The organism is Streptomyces sp. NPDC020681 (assembly GCF_044334895.1).
In the GTDB taxonomy this organism is placed as follows: domain Bacteria; phylum Actinomycetota; class Actinomycetes; order Streptomycetales; family Streptomycetaceae; genus Streptomyces.
On record NZ_JBIRTX010000005.1, the window covers coordinates 496,042 to 513,784 of the forward strand.

The 17,743-nt window shown below is 69.1% G+C and carries 13 protein-coding genes and 2 pseudogenes; 3 read left to right on the plus strand and 12 right to left on the minus strand.

Going from position 1 to position 17,743, the window contains the following annotated elements; all coding sequences use genetic code 11:
- Positions 1-17: 17 nt before the first annotated feature.
- From ACH4YL_RS15265 to ACH4YL_RS15295, 7 genes are read right to left on the minus strand one after another with little or no spacing between them, the layout of a single operon-like run.
- Positions 18-2,555, minus strand: coding sequence for an NADH-quinone oxidoreductase subunit G (locus tag ACH4YL_RS15265; RefSeq protein WP_398507771.1), 2,538 nt, complete (start codon positions 2,553-2,555; stop codon positions 18-20).
- The gene (gene nuoF, locus ACH4YL_RS15270; protein WP_398507772.1) at positions 2,552-3,916 is read right to left on the minus strand and encodes an NADH-quinone oxidoreductase subunit NuoF; all 1,365 of its coding nucleotides are present in this window, start codon (positions 3,914-3,916) and stop codon (positions 2,552-2,554) included. The genes ACH4YL_RS15265 and nuoF overlap by 4 nt, the downstream gene beginning before the upstream one ends.
- Entirely contained in the window at positions 3,913-4,728 is an 816-nt protein-coding gene (gene nuoE / locus ACH4YL_RS15275) for an NADH-quinone oxidoreductase subunit NuoE (RefSeq protein ID WP_398507889.1), read from the minus strand. Before nuoE ends, nuoF begins: the two co-directional genes overlap by 4 nt.
- 17 nt (positions 4,729-4,745) lie before the next feature.
- Positions 4,746-6,068, minus strand: a complete 1,323-nt coding sequence (locus ACH4YL_RS15280; protein WP_398507773.1) for an NADH-quinone oxidoreductase subunit D — start codon at positions 6,066-6,068, stop codon at positions 4,746-4,748.
- Positions 6,068-6,796, minus strand: coding sequence for an NADH-quinone oxidoreductase subunit C (locus ACH4YL_RS15285; protein ID WP_398507774.1), 729 nt, complete (start codon positions 6,794-6,796; stop codon positions 6,068-6,070). The genes ACH4YL_RS15280 and ACH4YL_RS15285 overlap by 1 nt, the downstream gene beginning before the upstream one ends.
- Positions 6,793-7,347 (minus strand): NADH-quinone oxidoreductase subunit B family protein, encoded by a 555-nt coding sequence (locus tag ACH4YL_RS15290; protein WP_266533888.1) that lies wholly within the window; start codon positions 7,345-7,347, stop codon positions 6,793-6,795. The genes ACH4YL_RS15285 and ACH4YL_RS15290 overlap by 4 nt, the downstream gene beginning before the upstream one ends.
- Positions 7,348-7,365: 18 nt before the next feature.
- On the minus strand, positions 7,366-7,725 hold the full coding sequence (locus ACH4YL_RS15295; RefSeq protein WP_030494815.1) for an NADH-quinone oxidoreductase subunit A: 360 nt from the start codon (positions 7,723-7,725) through the stop codon (positions 7,366-7,368).
- Positions 7,726-8,449: 724 nt separating this feature from the next.
- Between ACH4YL_RS15295 and ACH4YL_RS15300 the strand changes: the two genes are divergently transcribed.
- Positions 8,450-9,247, plus strand: coding sequence for a C40 family peptidase (locus tag ACH4YL_RS15300; protein WP_398507775.1), 798 nt, complete (start codon positions 8,450-8,452; stop codon positions 9,245-9,247).
- A 95-nt stretch (positions 9,248-9,342) separates the two neighbouring features.
- Here the strand turns inward: ACH4YL_RS15300 and ACH4YL_RS15305 are convergent, their stop codons facing one another.
- Positions 9,343-11,730 carry an NPP1 family protein gene (locus ACH4YL_RS15305; RefSeq protein ID WP_398507890.1) on the minus strand — a complete coding sequence of 796 codons (2,388 nt, stop codon included), beginning with the start codon at positions 11,728-11,730 and terminating at the stop codon, positions 9,343-9,345.
- Here ACH4YL_RS15305 and ACH4YL_RS15310 point away from each other — a divergent pair.
- Positions 11,619-11,900: pseudogene (locus tag ACH4YL_RS15310) on the plus strand (hypothetical protein); the annotation flags it as partial. The gene ACH4YL_RS15305 and the pseudogene ACH4YL_RS15310 sit on opposite strands and share 112 nt — an antisense overlap.
- Before the next feature lie 215 nt (positions 11,901-12,115).
- On the opposite strand, the gene ACH4YL_RS15315 reads toward ACH4YL_RS15310, so the two are convergent.
- Positions 12,116-13,402, minus strand: a complete 1,287-nt coding sequence (locus ACH4YL_RS15315; RefSeq protein WP_398507777.1) for a geranylgeranyl reductase family protein — start codon at positions 13,400-13,402, stop codon at positions 12,116-12,118.
- A gap of 99 nt (positions 13,403-13,501) precedes the next feature.
- Here ACH4YL_RS15315 and ACH4YL_RS15320 point away from each other — a divergent pair, with 99 nt between their 5' ends.
- Complete coding sequence (locus ACH4YL_RS15320; RefSeq protein ID WP_398507778.1) at positions 13,502-14,011, plus strand: GNAT family N-acetyltransferase; 510 nt, start codon at positions 13,502-13,504, stop codon at positions 14,009-14,011.
- Here the strand turns inward: ACH4YL_RS15320 and ACH4YL_RS15325 are convergent.
- The 3 genes and pseudogenes from ACH4YL_RS15325 to ACH4YL_RS15335 form a co-directional block, all read right to left on the minus strand.
- On the minus strand, positions 13,995-16,424 hold the full coding sequence (locus ACH4YL_RS15325) for a hypothetical protein (RefSeq protein WP_398507900.1): 2,430 nt from the start codon (positions 16,422-16,424) through the stop codon (positions 13,995-13,997). The genes ACH4YL_RS15320 and ACH4YL_RS15325 overlap by 17 nt on opposite strands.
- Positions 16,425-16,451: 27 nt before the next feature.
- Positions 16,452-16,517, minus strand: a pseudogene (locus tag ACH4YL_RS15330) (zinc-ribbon domain-containing protein); the annotation flags it as partial.
- A 309-nt stretch (positions 16,518-16,826) separates the two neighbouring features.
- Complete coding sequence (locus ACH4YL_RS15335; protein WP_398507779.1) at positions 16,827-17,738, minus strand: glutaminase; 912 nt, start codon at positions 17,736-17,738, stop codon at positions 16,827-16,829.
- Positions 17,739-17,743: the final 5 nt, after the last annotated feature.

Sequence of the window (17,743 nt, forward strand, 5' to 3'; positions counted from 1 at the left end):
GGCGAGGAGGGTCGGGTTCACGCTCGCACCTCCGGTTCGTCAGTGGTGGCAGCCTTCGCCGCCGGGCCGATCCGGACCAGCCGGCCCGGATTGACCCCGGTGTCCGAAGGAACGCCGCCGCCCGTGGAGTTCAGCGGGAGCCACACCACCCGGTCGGGCATCGCGCTCACCTGGAGCGGCAGTTCGACCGAACCGGCCGGGCCGCTGACCGCCAGGACGTCGCCGTCCTTGACGCCCGTCTCCGCCGCGGTCGCCGCCGACAGCCTGGCGACGGCCGCATGGCGAGTTCCCGCCAGCGCCTCGTCACCCTGTTGCAGCAGGCCCTGGTCGAGCAGCAGCCGGTGGCCCGCGAGGACCGCCTCGCCCTCGCCCGGCCGCGGCAGCGGCTGCGCCGACTCCAGCGGCTCGGTGGCCCGAGGACCGTCCCAGGCGCCGAGCCGGTCCAGCTCCCTGCGTACGGACTTCAGGTCCGGCAGGCCGAAGCTGACATCCAGCTCTTCGGCGATCATGTGCAGCACCCGCGCGTCGCTCGGCGCCAGCCTGCGGGTCATCTGCTCCGGCTTCAGCGCGGCCTCGAACAGCCTTGCCCTGCCTTCCCAGTTGAGGAAGGTGCCCGGCTTCTCGGCGACGGCCGCGACCGGGAAGACCACGTCCGCCCGCTCGGTGACCTCGCTGGGCCGCAGCTCCAGCGAGACCAGGAAGCCGACCGCGTCGAGTGCCTCACGCGCACGTGCCGGGTCCGGCATGTCGGCGAGCTCGACGCCCGCGACCAGCAGCGCACCGAGCTCGCCGGTGGCCGCTGCCTCGACGATCTGGCCGGTGTCACGGCCGTAGCGGTGCGGGAGTTCGCGTACGCGCCAGACCTCGGCGGTCTCCTCCCGGGCCCGCGGATCGGTGGCCGGCCGGCCACCGGGCAGCAGCGAGGGAATCGCGCCCGCCTCGACCGCACCGCGTTCGCCCGCCCGGCGCGGGATCCACACCAGCTGCGCGCCGGTCGCGGTCGCGGCCCGTGCGGCGGCGGTGAGCCCGCCGGGCACGCCCGCGAGCCGCTCGCCGACCAGGATCACCGCGCCTTCGGCACGCAGCGCCTGCGCCGCCTTCGCTCCGTCGCCGTCGAGACCGACGCCGGAGCCGATGGCGTCCAGCCACTCGGTCTCGGTGCCGGGCGCGGCCGGGAGCAGCGTGCCGCCGGCCTTCTCGAGGCCGCGCGTCGCGTGCGTGGCCAGTGCGAAGGTGCGCTGGCCGTGCTTGCGGTTCGCCTTGCGCAGCCGCAGGAAGACGCCGGGGGCCTCCTCCTCCGACTCGAACCCGGCGAGCAGTACCGCCGGCGCCTTCTCCAGCGTGGTGTAGGTGATCCCGCTGCCGTCGAGGTCCCGGCCACGGCCCGCGACCCGGGCGGCCAGGAAGTCGGCCTCCTCGGGCGAGTGCACGCGCGCACGGAAGTCGATGTCGTTGGTGTCGAGTGCGACCCGCGCGAACTTGGCGTAGGCGTACGAGTCCTCGACGGTGAGCCTGCCGCCGACCAGGACGCCGGCCCGGCCGCGCGCCGCGCTGAACCCGGCGGCCGCCGCGGCCAGCGCCTCCGGCCAGTTCGCCGGCTCCAGTTCGCCCGATTCCGCGTTGCGTACCAGAGGAGTCGTGAGCCGGTCGCGCTGCTGCGCGTAGCGGAAGCCGAACCGTCCCTTGTCGCAGACCCACTCCTCGTTGACCTCGGGGTCGTCCGCCGCGAGCCGCCGCATGACCTTGCCGCGCCGGTGGTCGGTGCGCGTCGCGCAGCCGCCCGCACAGTGCTCGCACACGCTCGGGGAGGACACCAGGTCGAAGGGGCGCGAGCGGAAGCGGTACGCCGACGAGGTCAGCGCGCCGACCGGACAGATCTGGATGGTGTTGCCGGAGAAGTACGACTCGAACGGGTCGCCCTCGCCGGTCCCGACCTGCTGCAGCGCGCCCCGCTCCAGGAGCTCGATCATCGGGTCGCCGGCGACCTGGTTGGAGAACCGGGTGCAGCGGGCGCACAGCACGCACCGCTCACGGTCGAGCAGCACCTGTGTGGAGATCGGCACCGGCTTTTCGAACGTCCGCTTCTTGCCCTCGAAGCGGGACTCCGCGCCGCCGTGGGACATCGCCTGGTTCTGCAGCGGGCACTCGCCGCCCTTGTCGCAGACCGGGCAGTCCAGCGGATGGTTGATCAGCAGCAGCTCCATCACGCCCTTCTGCGCCTTCTCGGCGACGGGCGAGGTGAGCTGCGACTTGACGACCATGCCGTCGGTGCAGGTGATGGTGCAGGACGCCATCGGCTTGCGCTGGCCCTCGACCTCGACGATGCACTGGCGGCAGGCGCCGGCCGGGTCGAGGAGCGGGTGGTCGCAGAACCGCGGGATCTCGATGCCGAGGAGTTCGGCGGCGCGGATGACCAGCGTGCCCTTGGGCACGGAGATCTCGATGCCGTCGATGGTCAGTGAGACCAGGTCCTCGGGGGGAACCGCGGCCTCGCCGCCCCCGGAGGGACGCTTTTGGCCCGCGGCGGAGCCGCTGTTCGGCTGGAGAACAGTCATGCGTTCACCTCCAGGTGCTTGTCGGCCCAGGCGGTCGACCTGGCCGGGTCGAAGGGGCAGCCGTTGCCGGTGATGTGCTGCTCGTACTCGTCGCGGAAGTACTTGAGCGAGGAGAAGATCGGGGACGCAGCGCCGTCGCCGAGCGCGCAGAACGACTTGCCGTTGATGTTGTCGGCGATGTCGTTGAGCTTGTCCAGGTCGGACATCAGGCCCTTGCCGTCCTCGATGTCCCGGAGCAACTGCACCAGCCAGTACGTTCCTTCGCGGCACGGCGTGCACTTGCCGCAGGACTCGTGCGCGTAGAACTCCGTCCACCGGGTCACGGCCCGCACCACGCAGGTCGTCTCGTCGAAGCACTGGAGCGCCTTGGTGCCGAGCATCGAGCCGGCCGCGCCCACGCCCTCGTAGTCCAGCGGGACATCGAGGTGCTCGTCGGTGAACATCGGCGTCGAAGAGCCGCCGGGCGTCCAGAACTTCATCCGGTGGCCGGGCCGCATTCCGCCGCTCATGTCGAGCAGCTGGCGCAGCGTGATCCCGAGCGGGGCCTCGTACTGGCCGGGGCTGGCGACATGGCCGCTGAGCGAGTACAGCGTGAAGCCGGGCGACTTCTCGCTGCCCATCGATTTGAACCAGTCCTTGCCGCGATGCAGGATCGCGGGAACGGACGCGATGGACTCGACGTTATTGACAACAGTGGGGCACGCGTACAGACCGGCGACCGCGGGGAAGGGAGGACGCAGCCGGGGCTGACCGCGACGTCCCTCCAGCGAGTCCAGCAGCGCGGTCTCCTCACCGCAGATGTACGCGCCCGCCCCCGCGTGCACGGTGAGTTCGAGGTCGAGTCCGCTGCCGAGAATGTTCTTGCCGAGGAAGCCCGCCTCGTACGCCTCACGCACGGCCTCGTGCAACCGCCGCAGCACGGGGACGACTTCACCGCGCAGATAGATGAAGGCGTGGTTCGAGCGGATCGCGTAGCAGGCGATCACCATGCCTTCGATGAGTGAGTGCGGGTTGGCGAACAGGAGCGGGATGTCCTTGCAGGTCCCGGGCTCCGACTCGTCGGCGTTGACGACCAGGTAGTGCGGCTTGCCGTCGCCCTGCGGAATGAACTGCCACTTCATTCCGGTGGGGAAGCCGGCGCCGCCGCGGCCGCGCAGACCGGAGTCCTTGACGTACGCGATGAGGTCGTCGGGCGACATGGCCAGCGCCTTGCGCAGGCCCTGGTAGCCGTCGTGCCGCCGGTAGGTCTCCAGCGTCCAGGACTCCGACTCGTCCCAGAAGGCCGAAAGCACCGGCGCGAGCAGCTTCTCGGGGCTGGTGTCGCCCTGGACGCTGCCGCCGAATTCGGTGGACACGGTCATCCCTTCCCCTCCTCGTTCACCGGGCCGGCCGGATGCTCGGGATCGGAGTCCGAGGTCTTCTGCGGTGCGTCATGCGAGCTGAGGTGCTCCGAGCCGGGCTGGGCCGTGTCCCGGCGGGACTCAGCGCGCGGCGAGACCACCCGGGCCGCCGACGTCTCGCCCTTCGCCAGGCGCAGACCGATCAGCGAGGCGGGACCTGCGCCGCCGGTCGCCTCGACCGCGCCGGGGCGCTCGTCGGGGAAGCCGGCGAGCATCCGCGCGGTCTCCTTGAAGGTGCACAGCGGCGCGCCGCGCGTGGGCGCGACCTCGCGTCCGGCGCGGAGATCGTCGACGAGCCGCTTCGCGGACTGCGGCGTCTGGTTGTCGAAGAACTCCCAGTTGACCATCACGACCGGCGCGAAGTCGCAGGCCGCGTTGCACTCGATGTGCTCCAGCGTGACCTTGCCGTCGTCGGTGGTCTCGTTGTTGCCGACGCCGAGGTACTCCTTGAGCTCCTCGAAGATCGCGTCGCCGCCCATCACCGCGCAGAGCGTGTTGGTGCAGACGCCCACCTGGTAGTCACCGGACGGCTTGCGCCGGTACATGGTGTAGAAGGTGGCGACCGCGGTTACCTCGGCGGTGGTCAGTTCGAGCATGTCCGCGCAGAACTGCATGCCGGTGCGCGTGACATGGCCCTCCTCCGACTGCACCAGATGCAGCAGCGGCAGCAGGGCGGACCGGCTGTCCGGGTAGCGGGAGATGATCTCCTTGGCGTCCGCGGCCAGCCGCTCGCGCACCTCCGCCGGGTATTCGGGGGCGGGGAGCTGTGGCATCCCGAGCGATACGTCAGTCACCGGTCGACGCCTCCCATCACGGGGTCGATGGACGCGACGGCGACGATGACGTCGGCGACCTGGCCGCCTTCGCACATCGCCGCCATGGCCTGCAGATTGGTGAAGGACGGGTCGCGGAAGTGGACCCGGTAGGGGCGGGTGCCGCCGTCGCTCACGACATGGACGCCGAGCTCGCCCTTGGGCGATTCGACGGCTGCGTACGTCTGCCCGGCCGGGACCCGGAAGCCCTCGGTCACCAGCTTGAAGTGGTGGATCAGGGCCTCCATGGAGGTGCCCATGATCTTCTTGATGTGGTCGAGCGAGTTGCCGAGTCCGTCCGGGCCGAGCGCGAGCTGCGACGGCCAGGCGATCTTCTTGTCGGCGACCATGACCGGGCCCGGCTCCAGCCGGTCCAGGCACTGCTCGACGATTCGCAGCGACTGCCGCATCTCCTCCAGGCGGATGAGGAAGCGGCCGTACGCGTCGCAGGTGTCGGCGGTCGGGACGTCGAAGTCGTAGGTCTCGTATCCGCAGTACGGGTCGGTCTTGCGCAGATCGTGGGCGAGGCCCGCGGCGCGCAGGATCGGACCGGTGGCGCCAAGTGCCATGCAGCCGGTCAGATCGAGATAGCCGACGTCCTGCATACGGGCCTTGAAGATCGGGTTGCCGGTGGCGAGCTTGTCGTACTCCGGCAGGTTCTTCTTCATGGTCTTCACGAACTCGCGGAGCTGGTCGACGGCGCCCGGCGGGAAGTCCTGGGCGAGTCCGCCGGGCCGGATGTACGCGTGGTTCATGCGCAGGCCGGTGATCAGCTCGTAGATGTCGAGAATCAGTTCACGATCGCGGAAGCCGTAGATCATGATCGTGGTGGCGCCGAGTTCCATGCCGCCGGTGGCGATGCACACCAGGTGCGAGGAGAGCCGGTTGAGCTCCATCAGCAGGACGCGGATGATGCTCGCCCGGTCCGGGATCTGGTCCTCGATGCCGAGCAGCTTCTCCACGCCCAGGCAGTACGCCGTCTCGTTGAAGAACGGCGTCAGGTAATCCATGCGCGTGACGAAGGTGGTGCCCTGGGTCCAGGTCCGGTACTCGAGGTTCTTCTCGATGCCGGTGTGCAGATAGCCGATGCCGCAGCGGGCCTCGGTGACGGTCTCGCCGTCGATCTCCAGGATCAGCCGGAGCACGCCGTGCGTGGAGGGGTGCTGCGGGCCCATGTTGACGACGATGCGCTCGTCGTCGGCCTTGGCCGCGGTCTGGACGAGCTCGTCCCAGTCGCCGCCGGTGACTGTATATACAGTCCCCTCGGTCGTCTCGCGGGCGGAAGCGTGTGAAGTGCTCATCAGCTGTACGACCTCCGCTGGTCAGGAGCCGGGATCTGGGCGCCCTTGTACTCGACGGCGATGCCGCCGAGCGGATAGTCCTTGCGCTGCGGGAAGCCCTGCCAGTCGTCCGGCATCATGATCCGGGTGAGGGCGGGATGGCCGTCGAAGATCAGCCCGAAGAAGTCGTAGGTCTCGCGCTCGTGCCAGTCGTTGGTCGGATAGACCGCCACCAGCGACGGCACGTGCGGGTCGCTGTCAGGCGCGGAGACTTCCAGCCGGATCAGCCGGCCGTGGGTGAGCGAGCGCAGGTGGTAGACGGCGTGCAGCTCGCGGCCCTTGTCCTCGAGGAAGTGGACGCCGCTGACGCCGGTGCAGAGCTCGAAGCGCAGCGCCGGGTCGTCGCGCAGGGTCCTGGCGACCTGGAGCAGATGCTCGCGGGCGATGTGGAAGGTGAGCTCGCCGCGGTCGACGACCGTCTTCTCGATGGCGTTCTCGGGGACGAGGTCCTGCTCTTCCAGGGCGCCTTCGAGCTCGTCGGCGACCTCGTCGAAGTAGCCGCCGTACGGACGGGACGCCGGGCCCGGCGTCCGTACGGAACGGACGAGGCCGCCGTAACCGGAGGTGTCGCCGCCGTTGTTGGCGCCGAACATGCCGCGCTGGACGCGGACCTCCTCACCGTGCTCGCCGCGCTGTCCCGGCAGGTTCTGCTCGCTCAGTTCCTTCTCGGGGTTGGGCTGGTCCGTCATCGCAGCAACCCCTTCATCTCGATGGTCGGCAGCGCCTTGAGGGCCGCTTCCTCCGCCTCGCGGGCCGCTTCCTCAGCGTTCACACCGAGCTTGGAAGTCTGGATCTTCTGGTGGAGCTTGAGAATGGCGTCCATCAGCATCTCCGGACGCGGGGGGCAACCGGGCAAATAGATGTCAACAGGAACAATGTGGTCAACGCCCTGCACAATCGCGTAATTGTTGAACATTCCGCCCGATGACGCACAAACACCCATGGAGATAACCCACTTGGGGTTGGGCATCTGGTCATAGACCTGCCGCAGGACGGGCGCCATCTTCTGGCTGACCCGCCCGGCCACGATCATCAGGTCGGCCTGGCGCGGCGAGCCGCGGAAGACCTCCATGCCGAAGCGGGCCAGGTCGTAACGGCCGGCGCCGGTGGTCATCATCTCGATGGCGCAGCAGGCCAGACCGAAGGTTGCCGGGAAGACGGATGACTTGCGCACCCAGCCCGAGGCCTGCTCGACGGTGGTCAGCAGGAAACCGCTCGGCAGCTTCTCTTCGATTCCCATGGTGTGCTCCTCAGCCCCTCAGTCCCATTCCAGGCCGCCGCGCCGCCATACATACGCATAGGCGACGAACACGGTGAGCACGAAGAGCAGCATCTCCACGAGCCCGAAAAGCCCCAGGGCGTCGAAGGTGACCGCCCAGGGGTAGAGGAAGACGATCTCGATGTCGAAGACGATGAAGAGCATCGCCGTCAGGTAGTACTTGATGGGAAAGCGGCCGCCTCCGGCGGGAGTGGGCGTCGGCTCGATACCGCACTCGTACGCCTCCAGCTTTGCCCTGTTGTAGCGCTTGGGGCCGATAAGCGTGGCCATGACCACGGAGAAGATCGCAAACCCTGCCCCGAGGGCGCCGAGCACAAGGATGGGCGCGTAAGCATTCACCCTCCTCGCTCCTTCCAGTCGTCCTTGACCGTTGGACCGCACCGGGCATCCGCCTCGCCGCCTCACGAAGATCGTGTACATGTGAGGCAGTTCACAAGCCCGACTGCCCCGCATCCTATGCCTGCCGGTCTGTGATCTGCGACACGGGGTACGACAACGCCTTTGTGATCTCCACCACCCGGCGAAGGATCATGAAGACGGATGAGTGGTGACCTTCGTACGCGAAGCGCCCGCGCGGTCACGGGAAGTGACATCCGGGTGCGTCGTCGCTGGTGGAGGGCTTGTGGCCATATCAAGCCGGTGCACGCCCGAGCAAATTGGAGATGGACCGCATCGGGTGATAGAGGACGCCTCTCACTCGGCCGAGGGGCCTCGCGGACCGAGGTGGACGCGTGCACAAATTCACGAACTTCCGGCGACGGCTTTTCGTCGGCCGGACGCAACCCGGCGGCGTCCTGGCGGTGACCTTTCTGTGACCTGTACCACTCGCTGGAACTCTCAACAAAAGCGGGCTTGGCCAACCGTGTGAAGCGGTGGTAAGCGCCAGGCAATTCGGACCTTTTACGGAAAGCCCATGATCGCAGCAGTGATCAGGCGTGCCCGAATTGCCCGTTACGGCGTCAATAAGCGTCCACAGAGAGCGGATTCAGAGATTCCGGTCGTAACTGTGGCGCAACACACGTTTCTTGATGGGAACCATGAGCCCCTGATAGCGGTAGTACTCATGTCCCACACCGCTCACATACCCAGCCACCGGAAGCCCCGCCCCAAGAGCGCCTCGAAGATCGCGCTCAGGGCCGGAGTCGCCGGTGGCGTCCTCAGCACCATCGCAGTGGCCGGAGCTGCCGGACCGGCGAACGCCGAGCCGGTGACCGAGACCATTGAGATGCCCACGATCACCGCCGAACTCCAGGCCGCCGTCCAGCAGTCCGTGGACGCCACTCAGCAGGTCGCCCTCGACCTCGAGTTGCAGGCGCAGGAGGACGCGGCAGCGAAGAAGGCCGCGCAGACGGCCAAGAAGGCCAAGGAAGAGGCCGAGCGCAAGGCCGAGGCCAAGAAGAAGGCCGAGGAGAAGAAGCGCGCCCAGGCCGCCGCTCAGGAGCGCGCCTCCCGCGACTCCGAGCGCACCACGCTCTCCGCGGACACCAGCACCTCCTCCAACGCCACCGGCTCCGCCGCGACCGTTGTCGCCTTCCTCAAGGCGCAGCTCGGCGACGCGTACGTCATGGGCGCGACCGGACCCAACTCCTGGGACTGCTCCAGCCTCGTGCAGGCCGCGTTCCGCCAGGTCGGCATCGACCTGCCGCGCGTCTCGCAGGACCAGTCGGTGGCCGGCACCCAGGTCGGCACGTCCAACCTCCAGGTCGGCGACATCCTCTACTGGGGCGGTGCGGGCAGCGCGTACCACACCGGCGTCTACATCGGCGACGGCAAGTACCTGGACGCGGCCAACCCCGGCAAGGGCGTGGTCATCCAGGACCTGTCGGGTTACCCGGCGAGCGGCGCGGTACGCGTACTCTGACCGCAGAAGTCCGCATACGGCAGCAAAAGGGCCGCGGCTCCCCCGCTCGGGGGTGGAGCCGCGGCCCTTCGCCGTGCCGGACCTCTCGGGCCTGATCAGGACGGCATGTTGTTTCCGCCCCGGTTCTCCCAGGCCTGTACTTGGTCGCCCTGGATCACGAGGTAGTCGGCCGTGCCGTCACCGGTGACGTCGCGGAAGGCCACGGTCGTGTCGGGATAGAAGGACTCCTGTGCGAAGTACTTGTGCTCCGTGAAGTTGCCGTCGGACATTCCCGCCATGTGGTTGATGTAGGCGTGAACGGCGCCGGTGCCGCCGACGACCAGGTAGTCGGTCCTGCGGTCGCCATTGACGTCGGCCAGCCGCACTCTCGCCCGTGGCCCGGCGTCGGTTCCCGTGGCGAAGGTGTCGATCTTGGACCAGTTGGTGGTGTTCGGGGTGCGTATGTACGCGTCCATGGAGCCGGCAGGGCCCATGACCAGGTAGTCGTCCACGCCGTCGCCATTGGCGTCGGCCAGGCGCACGTCTTCGCGCTCCCATCCCAGTTCGATCCCGGTCTCGTCGCCGACCGCCTTCTCGTGGGCGTAGGGGTAGATGCGGCCCGTGGCTTCCCAGTGGAACTTCCCGTCTGCGCCCGGCTTGTTCAGGAACGCCCACACTGATCCCTTGGTGCCCACAATGACGTAGTCGTCCAGCCCGTCGCCGTTCATGTCGGCGAAGCGCACGGCTTCGCCCGGCTGTCCGACACCGGGGGCGATGATGCCCTGGTCCACCCAGTGAATCCGGCCGTCGGCGCTCTGTGTGTTGAGTGCGGCCCGCACCGATCCGTCCGGGAAGATCTTCACGTAGTCGGCGCGGCTGTCGCCGTTGAGCTGTACCAGCTCGATCTTGCCTGCCGGACCCCCCATACCGGGCGCGATGACACCCATGGACTTCCAGCCGTCGCCGAGACCCGGCTGAAAGCCCTCGGCACAGGTCTTGGGATCCCCCTCGGGCCCTGCGGGTTCCTGGATCCAGCCCTTGCGGGAGGCCGTGTTGATTCCGGACATGAACGCCTTGGCCATGTCCCCGTAACCCGCGTCGTTCGGGTGGGACGTATCGGCCAGCTCAGACGTGCTGACTGCGTCCATACTCACCAGGACCACGTGCTTGCCCTGCTGTTCCTTCTCGGCGACGACGCCGGGAAGTGCCGCGTTGAACGCGTCGATCTTGGGTTGCATCCCTGCCTTCACGGACGGGATGAGGGAGGCGACCACGACGGTCGAGCCGGGCGCGTCGGTGAGTACCTGGTCGATCAGGTTGCCGAGCCGCTTCGGCGCGTTGGGGAGGTCGTAGTTCTGGTTCATGTCGTTGGTGCCCAAGTGGATGGTCACCACGTTCGGCGTCGACCTCTTGACCGTGCAGTCGGCCATGGTCGCCAACTCGTCGATACGCCGTCCCGGATACCCCTCGTGGTCATCGTCGGGCATGACTCCCGACTCCTGCGAACCGACGAAGGACAGCTTGTCGGTGTACGCCCTGAGCATCTTCCACAGCTCGGCCCGGTACCCCGACTTGGTGGAGCTGCCCACTCCGTAGGTGATGGAGTCGCCCAACGGCATCAGCCTCACGGTCGCGCTGTGCGGTCCGTTCGGGTCCAGAGGTGGCTGAGGCGGATCAGGCGGCTGAGGCGGATCAGGTACCTCGGGAGTGCCGGGTGAGCCTTCGTCGAGGCCATAGTCGAAGTCGAACAAGGGGGGTCTTGAGGTGCAGATCCCGTGGGGCCCTGAGCCTGCGCACCCAAGGGGGATGGCCGATTCGAGGTTGCCCGCGAATTGAGTGTCCTTGATGGCTATCGTGGCGTCACCGAAGTCGTGTTCGAACAGCTTGTCGCGGAGTCCGCTGGGGAAGCCGTTGTAGGAGACCAGTGCCGAGCGCCGCCAATCGCCGTAGTGGTTCTCGGGTGGTTCGTCGCCCGTTGTGGCGAAGCGGAAGGCGTGAGTTGAGGCTCCGTCTTTGTGATACACGATCTTGGGGTGGGTGCCGTCCCATTCGACCTCGTCGGCCGGCCTGATCTCATATCCGCCGTGCGCCGACGTGGCCACATACTCGGCCTTGTCGTCTCGGGCCCACACCGCGATGTGTTCCCAATCGTGGGTGTGGCCACCGTCGTGTACGTTCTCGACGGCGACGTCCTTTTCGAAGTAGTAGGCGTAAAGGTAGACGCACCAACCAGAATTGCACCGTTGGCGGGAGTAAGCGTTCGTGTTGTCGAGGTCCGACTGGTCGCGGCAGCCGGCCGGGCCCGTGGTGTCGTCGGTGGTGAGGCCCTCGACCATCCGGCCATCCGGCCCGATGGCCGGGACGTTGTAGCAACCGTCGGTGTCATAGTCGAGGGCCGGCTGCCACTTCAGGTCCGCCTCGGTGGCGTTCTGCGAGAGAGCGGGCGGCGGGTCGGGGTCGGCAGCCGCCGCGGGCGAGGCCGGGAGAGCCACGAGCCCTCCCATCAGCAGGCCGACGAGAACAGCGCGAGCGGCGAATCTTTTCATCGTTCGTCTCGCCGCACCCGCCACCGCGGGCATGGGTCTCTCGGTCAAAGGGGGCACATGCTTCCTTCCTGTTTCGGGCTCGGATTTGGGCGCACTTGGCCCCGGCGATGACGCAGGTCGGGTCTTAACTCCCGGGACGGGTTTCAACTCCCCCATCTGGGCGGGGCATTCATCGCGCAGCTCCGTGACCGGTGAATGGACGCGGCAATACTCTTCCCCCGGCCCGGTCGGCCACATCGGCTGTTCGACCTATCCGGGCCTGTCTGTGCCTACGCACACGAAAGGGCCGCGGCTCCCTCCCCGCTCAGGGGTGGAGCCGCGGCCCTCGGCCGTGTTGGACCTCTCAGGCCTTGGGGGCCACCTTCGAGAGGCCGTTGATGATGCGGTCCATCGCGTCGCCGCCCGTCGGGTCGGTGAGGTTCGCCAGCATCTTCAGCGTGAACTTCATCAGCAGCGGATGCGTCAGACCGCGCTGGGTCGCGATCTTCATGACCTTCGGGTTGCCGATCAGCTTCACAAAGGCGCGGCCCAGTGTGTAGTAGCCGCCGTAGGTGTCCTTGAGGACCTTCGGGTAGCTGTGCAGGGCCAGTTCGCGCTGGGCCGGGGTCTGCCGGGCGTGGGCCTGGACGATGATGTCGGCGACGATCTGGCCGGACTCCATGGCGTACGCGATGCCCTCGCCGTTGAACGGGTTGACCAGCCCGCCCGCGTCGCCGACCAGCAGCAGGCCCTTGGTGTAGTGCGGCTGGCGGTTGAAGGCCATCGGGAGCGCGGCACCACGGATCGGCATCGTCATGTTGTCCGGGGTGTAGCCCCAGTCCTCCGGCATCGATGCGCACCACGCCTTCAGCACCTCGCGCCAGTCCAGCTCCTTGAAGGAGGCGGATGTGTTGAGGACGCCGAGGCCGACGTTCGAGGTGCCGTCGCCCATGCCGAAGATCCAGCCGTAGCCGGGCAGCAGCCGGTCCTCGCCCGGGCCGCGGCGGTCCCACAGCTCCAGCCAGGACTCCAGATAGTCGTCGTCGTGGCGCGGCGAGGTGAAGTACGTCCGTACCGCCACGCCCATCGGCCGGTCCTCACGCCGGTGCAGACCCATCGCGAGGGAGATCCGCGACGAGTTGCCGTCGGCGGCGACGACCAGCGGAGCGTGGAAGGTGACTTCCCGCTTCTCCTCGCCGAGCTTGGCGTGGACGCCGGTGATTCGGCCCGTACGGTCGTCGATGACGGGCGCGCCGACATTGCACCGCTCGTACAGCCGCGCGCCGGCCTTCTGCGCCTGCCGCGCCAGCTGCTCGTCGAAGTCGTCGCGCTTGCGGACGAGTCCGTAGTCCGGATAGGAGGCGAGATCCGGCCAGTCCAGCTGCAGCCGGACGCCGCCGCCGATGATCCGCAGGCCCTTGTTGCGGAGCCAGCCGGCTTCCTCGGAGATGTCGATGCCCATCGACACGAGCTGCTTGGTGGCGCGCGGCGTCAGGCCGTCGCCGCAGACCTTCTCGCGCGGGAAGGCCGTCTTCTCCAGCAGCAGCACGTCCAGTCCCGCCTTGGCGAGGTAGTACGCGGTCGTGGAGCCGGCCGGGCCTGCCCCGACGACGATCACATCGGCGGTGTGTTCGGAGAGGGGCTCGGTCACGGCGGGTTCTCCCGAAGACTCGAATATTGCGTACCGAAGGGCACAGGACATGTGCAGTCTATGGGTGCGTACTGATCCACAAACTGAAGGGCTCCCCCTATGAGCAGGCCGGTCCCCGCCGTACAGCTGCGCGTGCCCACCGACGAGGACGCGCCGGCGTGGCACCGGGTCTTCGACGACCCGGACGTCATGGAGTTCCACGGTGGGTCGTCGGCGGAGCTCTCGGTGTACGAGGAGCTCACGGCCCGGCAGCGCAGACACGACGCGGAGCGCGGCTTCTGCCTGTGGACGATGCTCGACGAGCGGGGCGAGGTCATCGGCTTCACCGGCGCGCAGCCGTGGCCGCACGAGGACTTCGGACCGGTCGGCGAGATCGAGATCGGATGGCGGCTGGCGCGGTCGGCGTGGGGCAAGGGATATGCGACGGCCGCCGCCCGCACGACGCTGGAGCGGGTGCGGGCGGCGGGGGTGGAGCGGGTGGTGGCGATGGTGGACGCGCGCAATGAGCGGTCGATCGCCGTGACGCGGCGGCTGGGGATGGAGCTGGCGGGGCGGTTCACAACGCCGGCGTCGCAGCAGGAGGGCTACTGCTTCAGCCTCCGGCTGTGAAGGTCTTGAGGGCGGTCGAGAACACGATGTCCTTGTCCGGGTCCCACAACTCGGCGCGGCCGGCGGCCAGGATCGCGAACTCCGTGCCGTCGTCGGCGACGAAGGCCTGGTCGATGACATGCCGCCGGAGGCCGCCCTCGTCGGGCTCGGGGACGTGGGTGAACTCCCAGAGGGCGCCGGGCCGTCCCTGATAGGTGTTCTGGACCAGCTGGGTGCGGCGGTACTGGGTCTCCGGGGTCTCCTGGTGCTTGTTCTCCAGGCCGAGGAAGTTCTCGTACGAGGACATCGGGGTGTTTTTGACGACGCCGATCTGGAGGTAGTCGCCGCCGGTCGGGGCCTCGTAGAAGATCTGGCTGCCGGCCTGCCGCCGCGTCCAGCCGTCCATGACGGCGACGGAGAATCCGGCGGGGTCCTGCTTGAGGACGAAACCGGCGGGGATGGTGGGGCTCGTGGGGCTTGGACTCCCGTCCGTGGACGTCGACGGGGTGGGCGTCGGTGCCGGGGTCGGTTCCGTGCTCGGTGTGGCCGAGGCCTGTTGCTGCGGGCTTGTGGTCTCGGACGGCGAGGCGGCGGGCGGCTTGTTCTGCGCCTGCCCGGAGCTGCCGCGGTCCTCCTGCAGGACAAGGACCCCGGCGGTGGCACCGCCTCCGACGACGAAGGCGGCCAGGAGGGTCGCGGTCCAGACGAGAGCCTTGCGCTTGCGCTCGGGATTGGCGGGAGCGGGTGCGGGTGCGGCGGCGAGGTTGACGGTGCGGGGGTCGTACGCCGCGGGCACATAGGTCTCGGCGGCGTGGAGGGACATGGGCGCGCCGGGGGCACCCGGGCCCGCCGGTTCGGCCACGGCATCCGCCTGCGCCGCCGGGCCGCCCGGCATGGCCTGGGCAGCCGGGTCCGCCTCGGTGGCCGGACCGGCCGGAATGCCAGGCGCGGCTGGAATGCCAGGCGCAGCCGGGGCCACCGGGTGCACCACAGGACCCGCCTGGGCGGCGTCGAGGCCGCCCGGACCGGGCGGAAGACCCGCCGCGCCATCGGGCACGGCGGGAGGCGCCGGGTAGGCCGCGGCACCCGGCACCGCCGGGCCCGCGAAGGCCGACGGGGCGCCCGGCATCGGCACGCCCGTGAGCGGCGGGGCGTACATGCCCGGGGACTGGCCCGTCAGGCGGAGGGCGTACGGGCCGACGAAGGTCGCCGCTGCCACCCACAGGAGACCGAACAGCAGCGTGTCCGGGACGCTCGGGGCGAACTCCGACGTGCCCGTGCCGCCCCAGTCGCCCAGGCCTCCCGCGATCGCGACCGAGACCCCGCTCGCGGCCGTGAGCAGCAGGATCAGGGCCAACACGCAGCCGCCTGCCAGCAGTTGCTCGCGGCGGTCCGAGGCACGGCGGGCGGTCCAGACGCCGAGGGTGAGCGCGCAGACCACGCCGAGCGCCACCGTCCCCGCGACCGCGCCGTTGCCCCAGAGGTCGCCGATCTCGGCGAGTCCGAAGGAGCCGTGCTCCGCGGAGTCGCCGAACCCGCTGTACTGGCCCGCCACATCGAACTCCACCGGCACGCCCCAGCTCAGCCCGAGCACCGCCATCCCGATGTTCGGCAGGACCGGCAGCGCGAACAGGAGGGCGGTGCCGTCCACGTCGTCCGCGTTGGCGTACACGATGAAGCCGGCCACCGAGCAGAGCGCGACAACCGCGCCGAGTGCTCGTACCGCGGCGCCGAGTGCGCGGACCGCGGAGGCCGCGGCCGGACGCTGGGACAGCCAGGACGCGAGGTGATCGCGCTGGAGCACTCCGCAGGAGACCGCCAGCGAGATGGCCAGCGCGCCGAGCGCCGCGAGCAGCGGCGACGAGGAGACCTCCAGGCCCTGGAAGTCGGGCTGGGCGAAGAGCCCGAGCACCAGCACGACACCTCCGGCCAGCAGCGAGAGCCGTACCGCCGCTTCCAGTCCCGCCCCCTGCGTACGCAGCATCCGCGCGCCGAGATACACCGCGCCGATCCACAGCAGCGTCACCGTCAGCGGCACCAGCGAGAGCGAGCCCGCGCCGACCGCGTCGAGACCCCCGCCCGAGCTGTCGGGAAAGCCGGAACCGGAGCCGGAGCCGGAACCGGACTCGGGGTCGGAGCCGAACGGCGATCCGCCCGCCGCCTTCACCTCGAAGCCGCCGCCGACGGCCTGCAACAGCAGTGCCAGCGCGATCCGGAACCGGTCGCTCCAGCCGATGGCGGTCTCGCCGTCATCGGTGTACGAGGGGATGGCGAGCGCCACCGCGAGCACCAGCACCAGCCCAGCGGGCCAGAGCGCGGCACGCGCGGACGCGAGCCAGTCGCCGCGGAACACCCGGCCGAAGAACACGGCGACGGGCGAGGGCTCGTCGGGCCCGGCCGCGTATGCCGGTGGTGCGGGTGGCAGGGGCGGCAAAGGCGCTGCCGCCGGGAGCCGTTCACGCCCGCATTTCATGCAGAAACGCGCCTCGTCCGGGGACGGGGAACCGCAGTGTGGACAGTGCGCCATGGAAAGACTCCGAGCGGGAAAGAGCGGCAACAGGCCTTGGAGATAAGGAAGTCGTAAGCAACTGACTCATCCTGCCCACCCGCCGGTTCCCAATCACGGAGGCAGCCTCGGCCGCCTAGGGCCTGTCGTCTGGGTCTTGCCGGGCTCGCGTGCCCTGGCACCCACATCTGCCGCGTTGTCGTCAGTCGGCATGGCTCCGCCATGCCTCCCTCCTCCGCCTTGCGATCCGTCCCCTGGGCCCTGGGGGCCCGGGGAGGCCCCATGACACCAGACCCGCTCACTGATCCGGCCTGATCCAGACGAAAGGCCCTAGAACACCGACAGACCCGTCAGTGTCGTGAACCGGTCCAGCGCCGCCACGCCCGCCACCGAGTTGCCCTGCTCGTCGAGCCCCGGGCTCCACACGCACAGCGTGCAGCGCCCCGGCACCACGGCGACGATCCCGCCGCCGACGCCGCTCTTGCCCGGCAGCCCGACGCGGTAGGCGAACTCCCCCGCCGCGTCGTACGTCCCGCAGGTGAGCATCACCGCGTTGATCTGCTTGGCCTCACTGCGGGACAGCAGCCGGGAGTCGTCGGCGCGCAGCCCGTGCCGGGCCAGGAACCGGGCCGCCAGGGCCAGATCCGCGCAGCTCATCTCGATCGAGCACTGCCAGAAGTAGTGGTCGAGGAGGGTCGGGACCGGGTTGGCGATATTGCCGTACGAGGCCATGAAGTGGGCCAGGGCGGCGTTGCGCGAGCCGGCCGCGGACTCGGACTCGGCGACCTCGGTGTCGAAGGAGGGCCGGTCGTTTCCGCACTCCTGCCGCAGGAACTCCAGCAGTTCGCGGCTGGCGTCGCCGGTCAGGGTCAGCAGGCGGTCGGTGACGACGAGCGCGCCCGCGTTGATGAACGGATTGCGCGGAATCCCGCTCTCGTACTCCAGCTGCACCAGCGAGTTGAACGGATTGCCGGACGGCTCGCGCCCGACCCGCTCCCACAGGTCGTCGCCGCCGTGGGCCAGCGCGAGGGCGAGCGTGAAGACCTTGGTGATCGACTGGGTGGAGAAGGGCTGCCGCCAGTCCCCGACGCCGTAGACATTCCCGTCCACGTCGGCGATGGCCATGCCGAAGCGGTGCGGGTCGACGGAGGCGAGCGCCGGGATGTACTCGGCGGGCGTGCCGTGGCCGACCTGTGGTGCGACGTCCTCCGCGATCCGTTCCAGGACCGACTGATAGTTCATCGCCG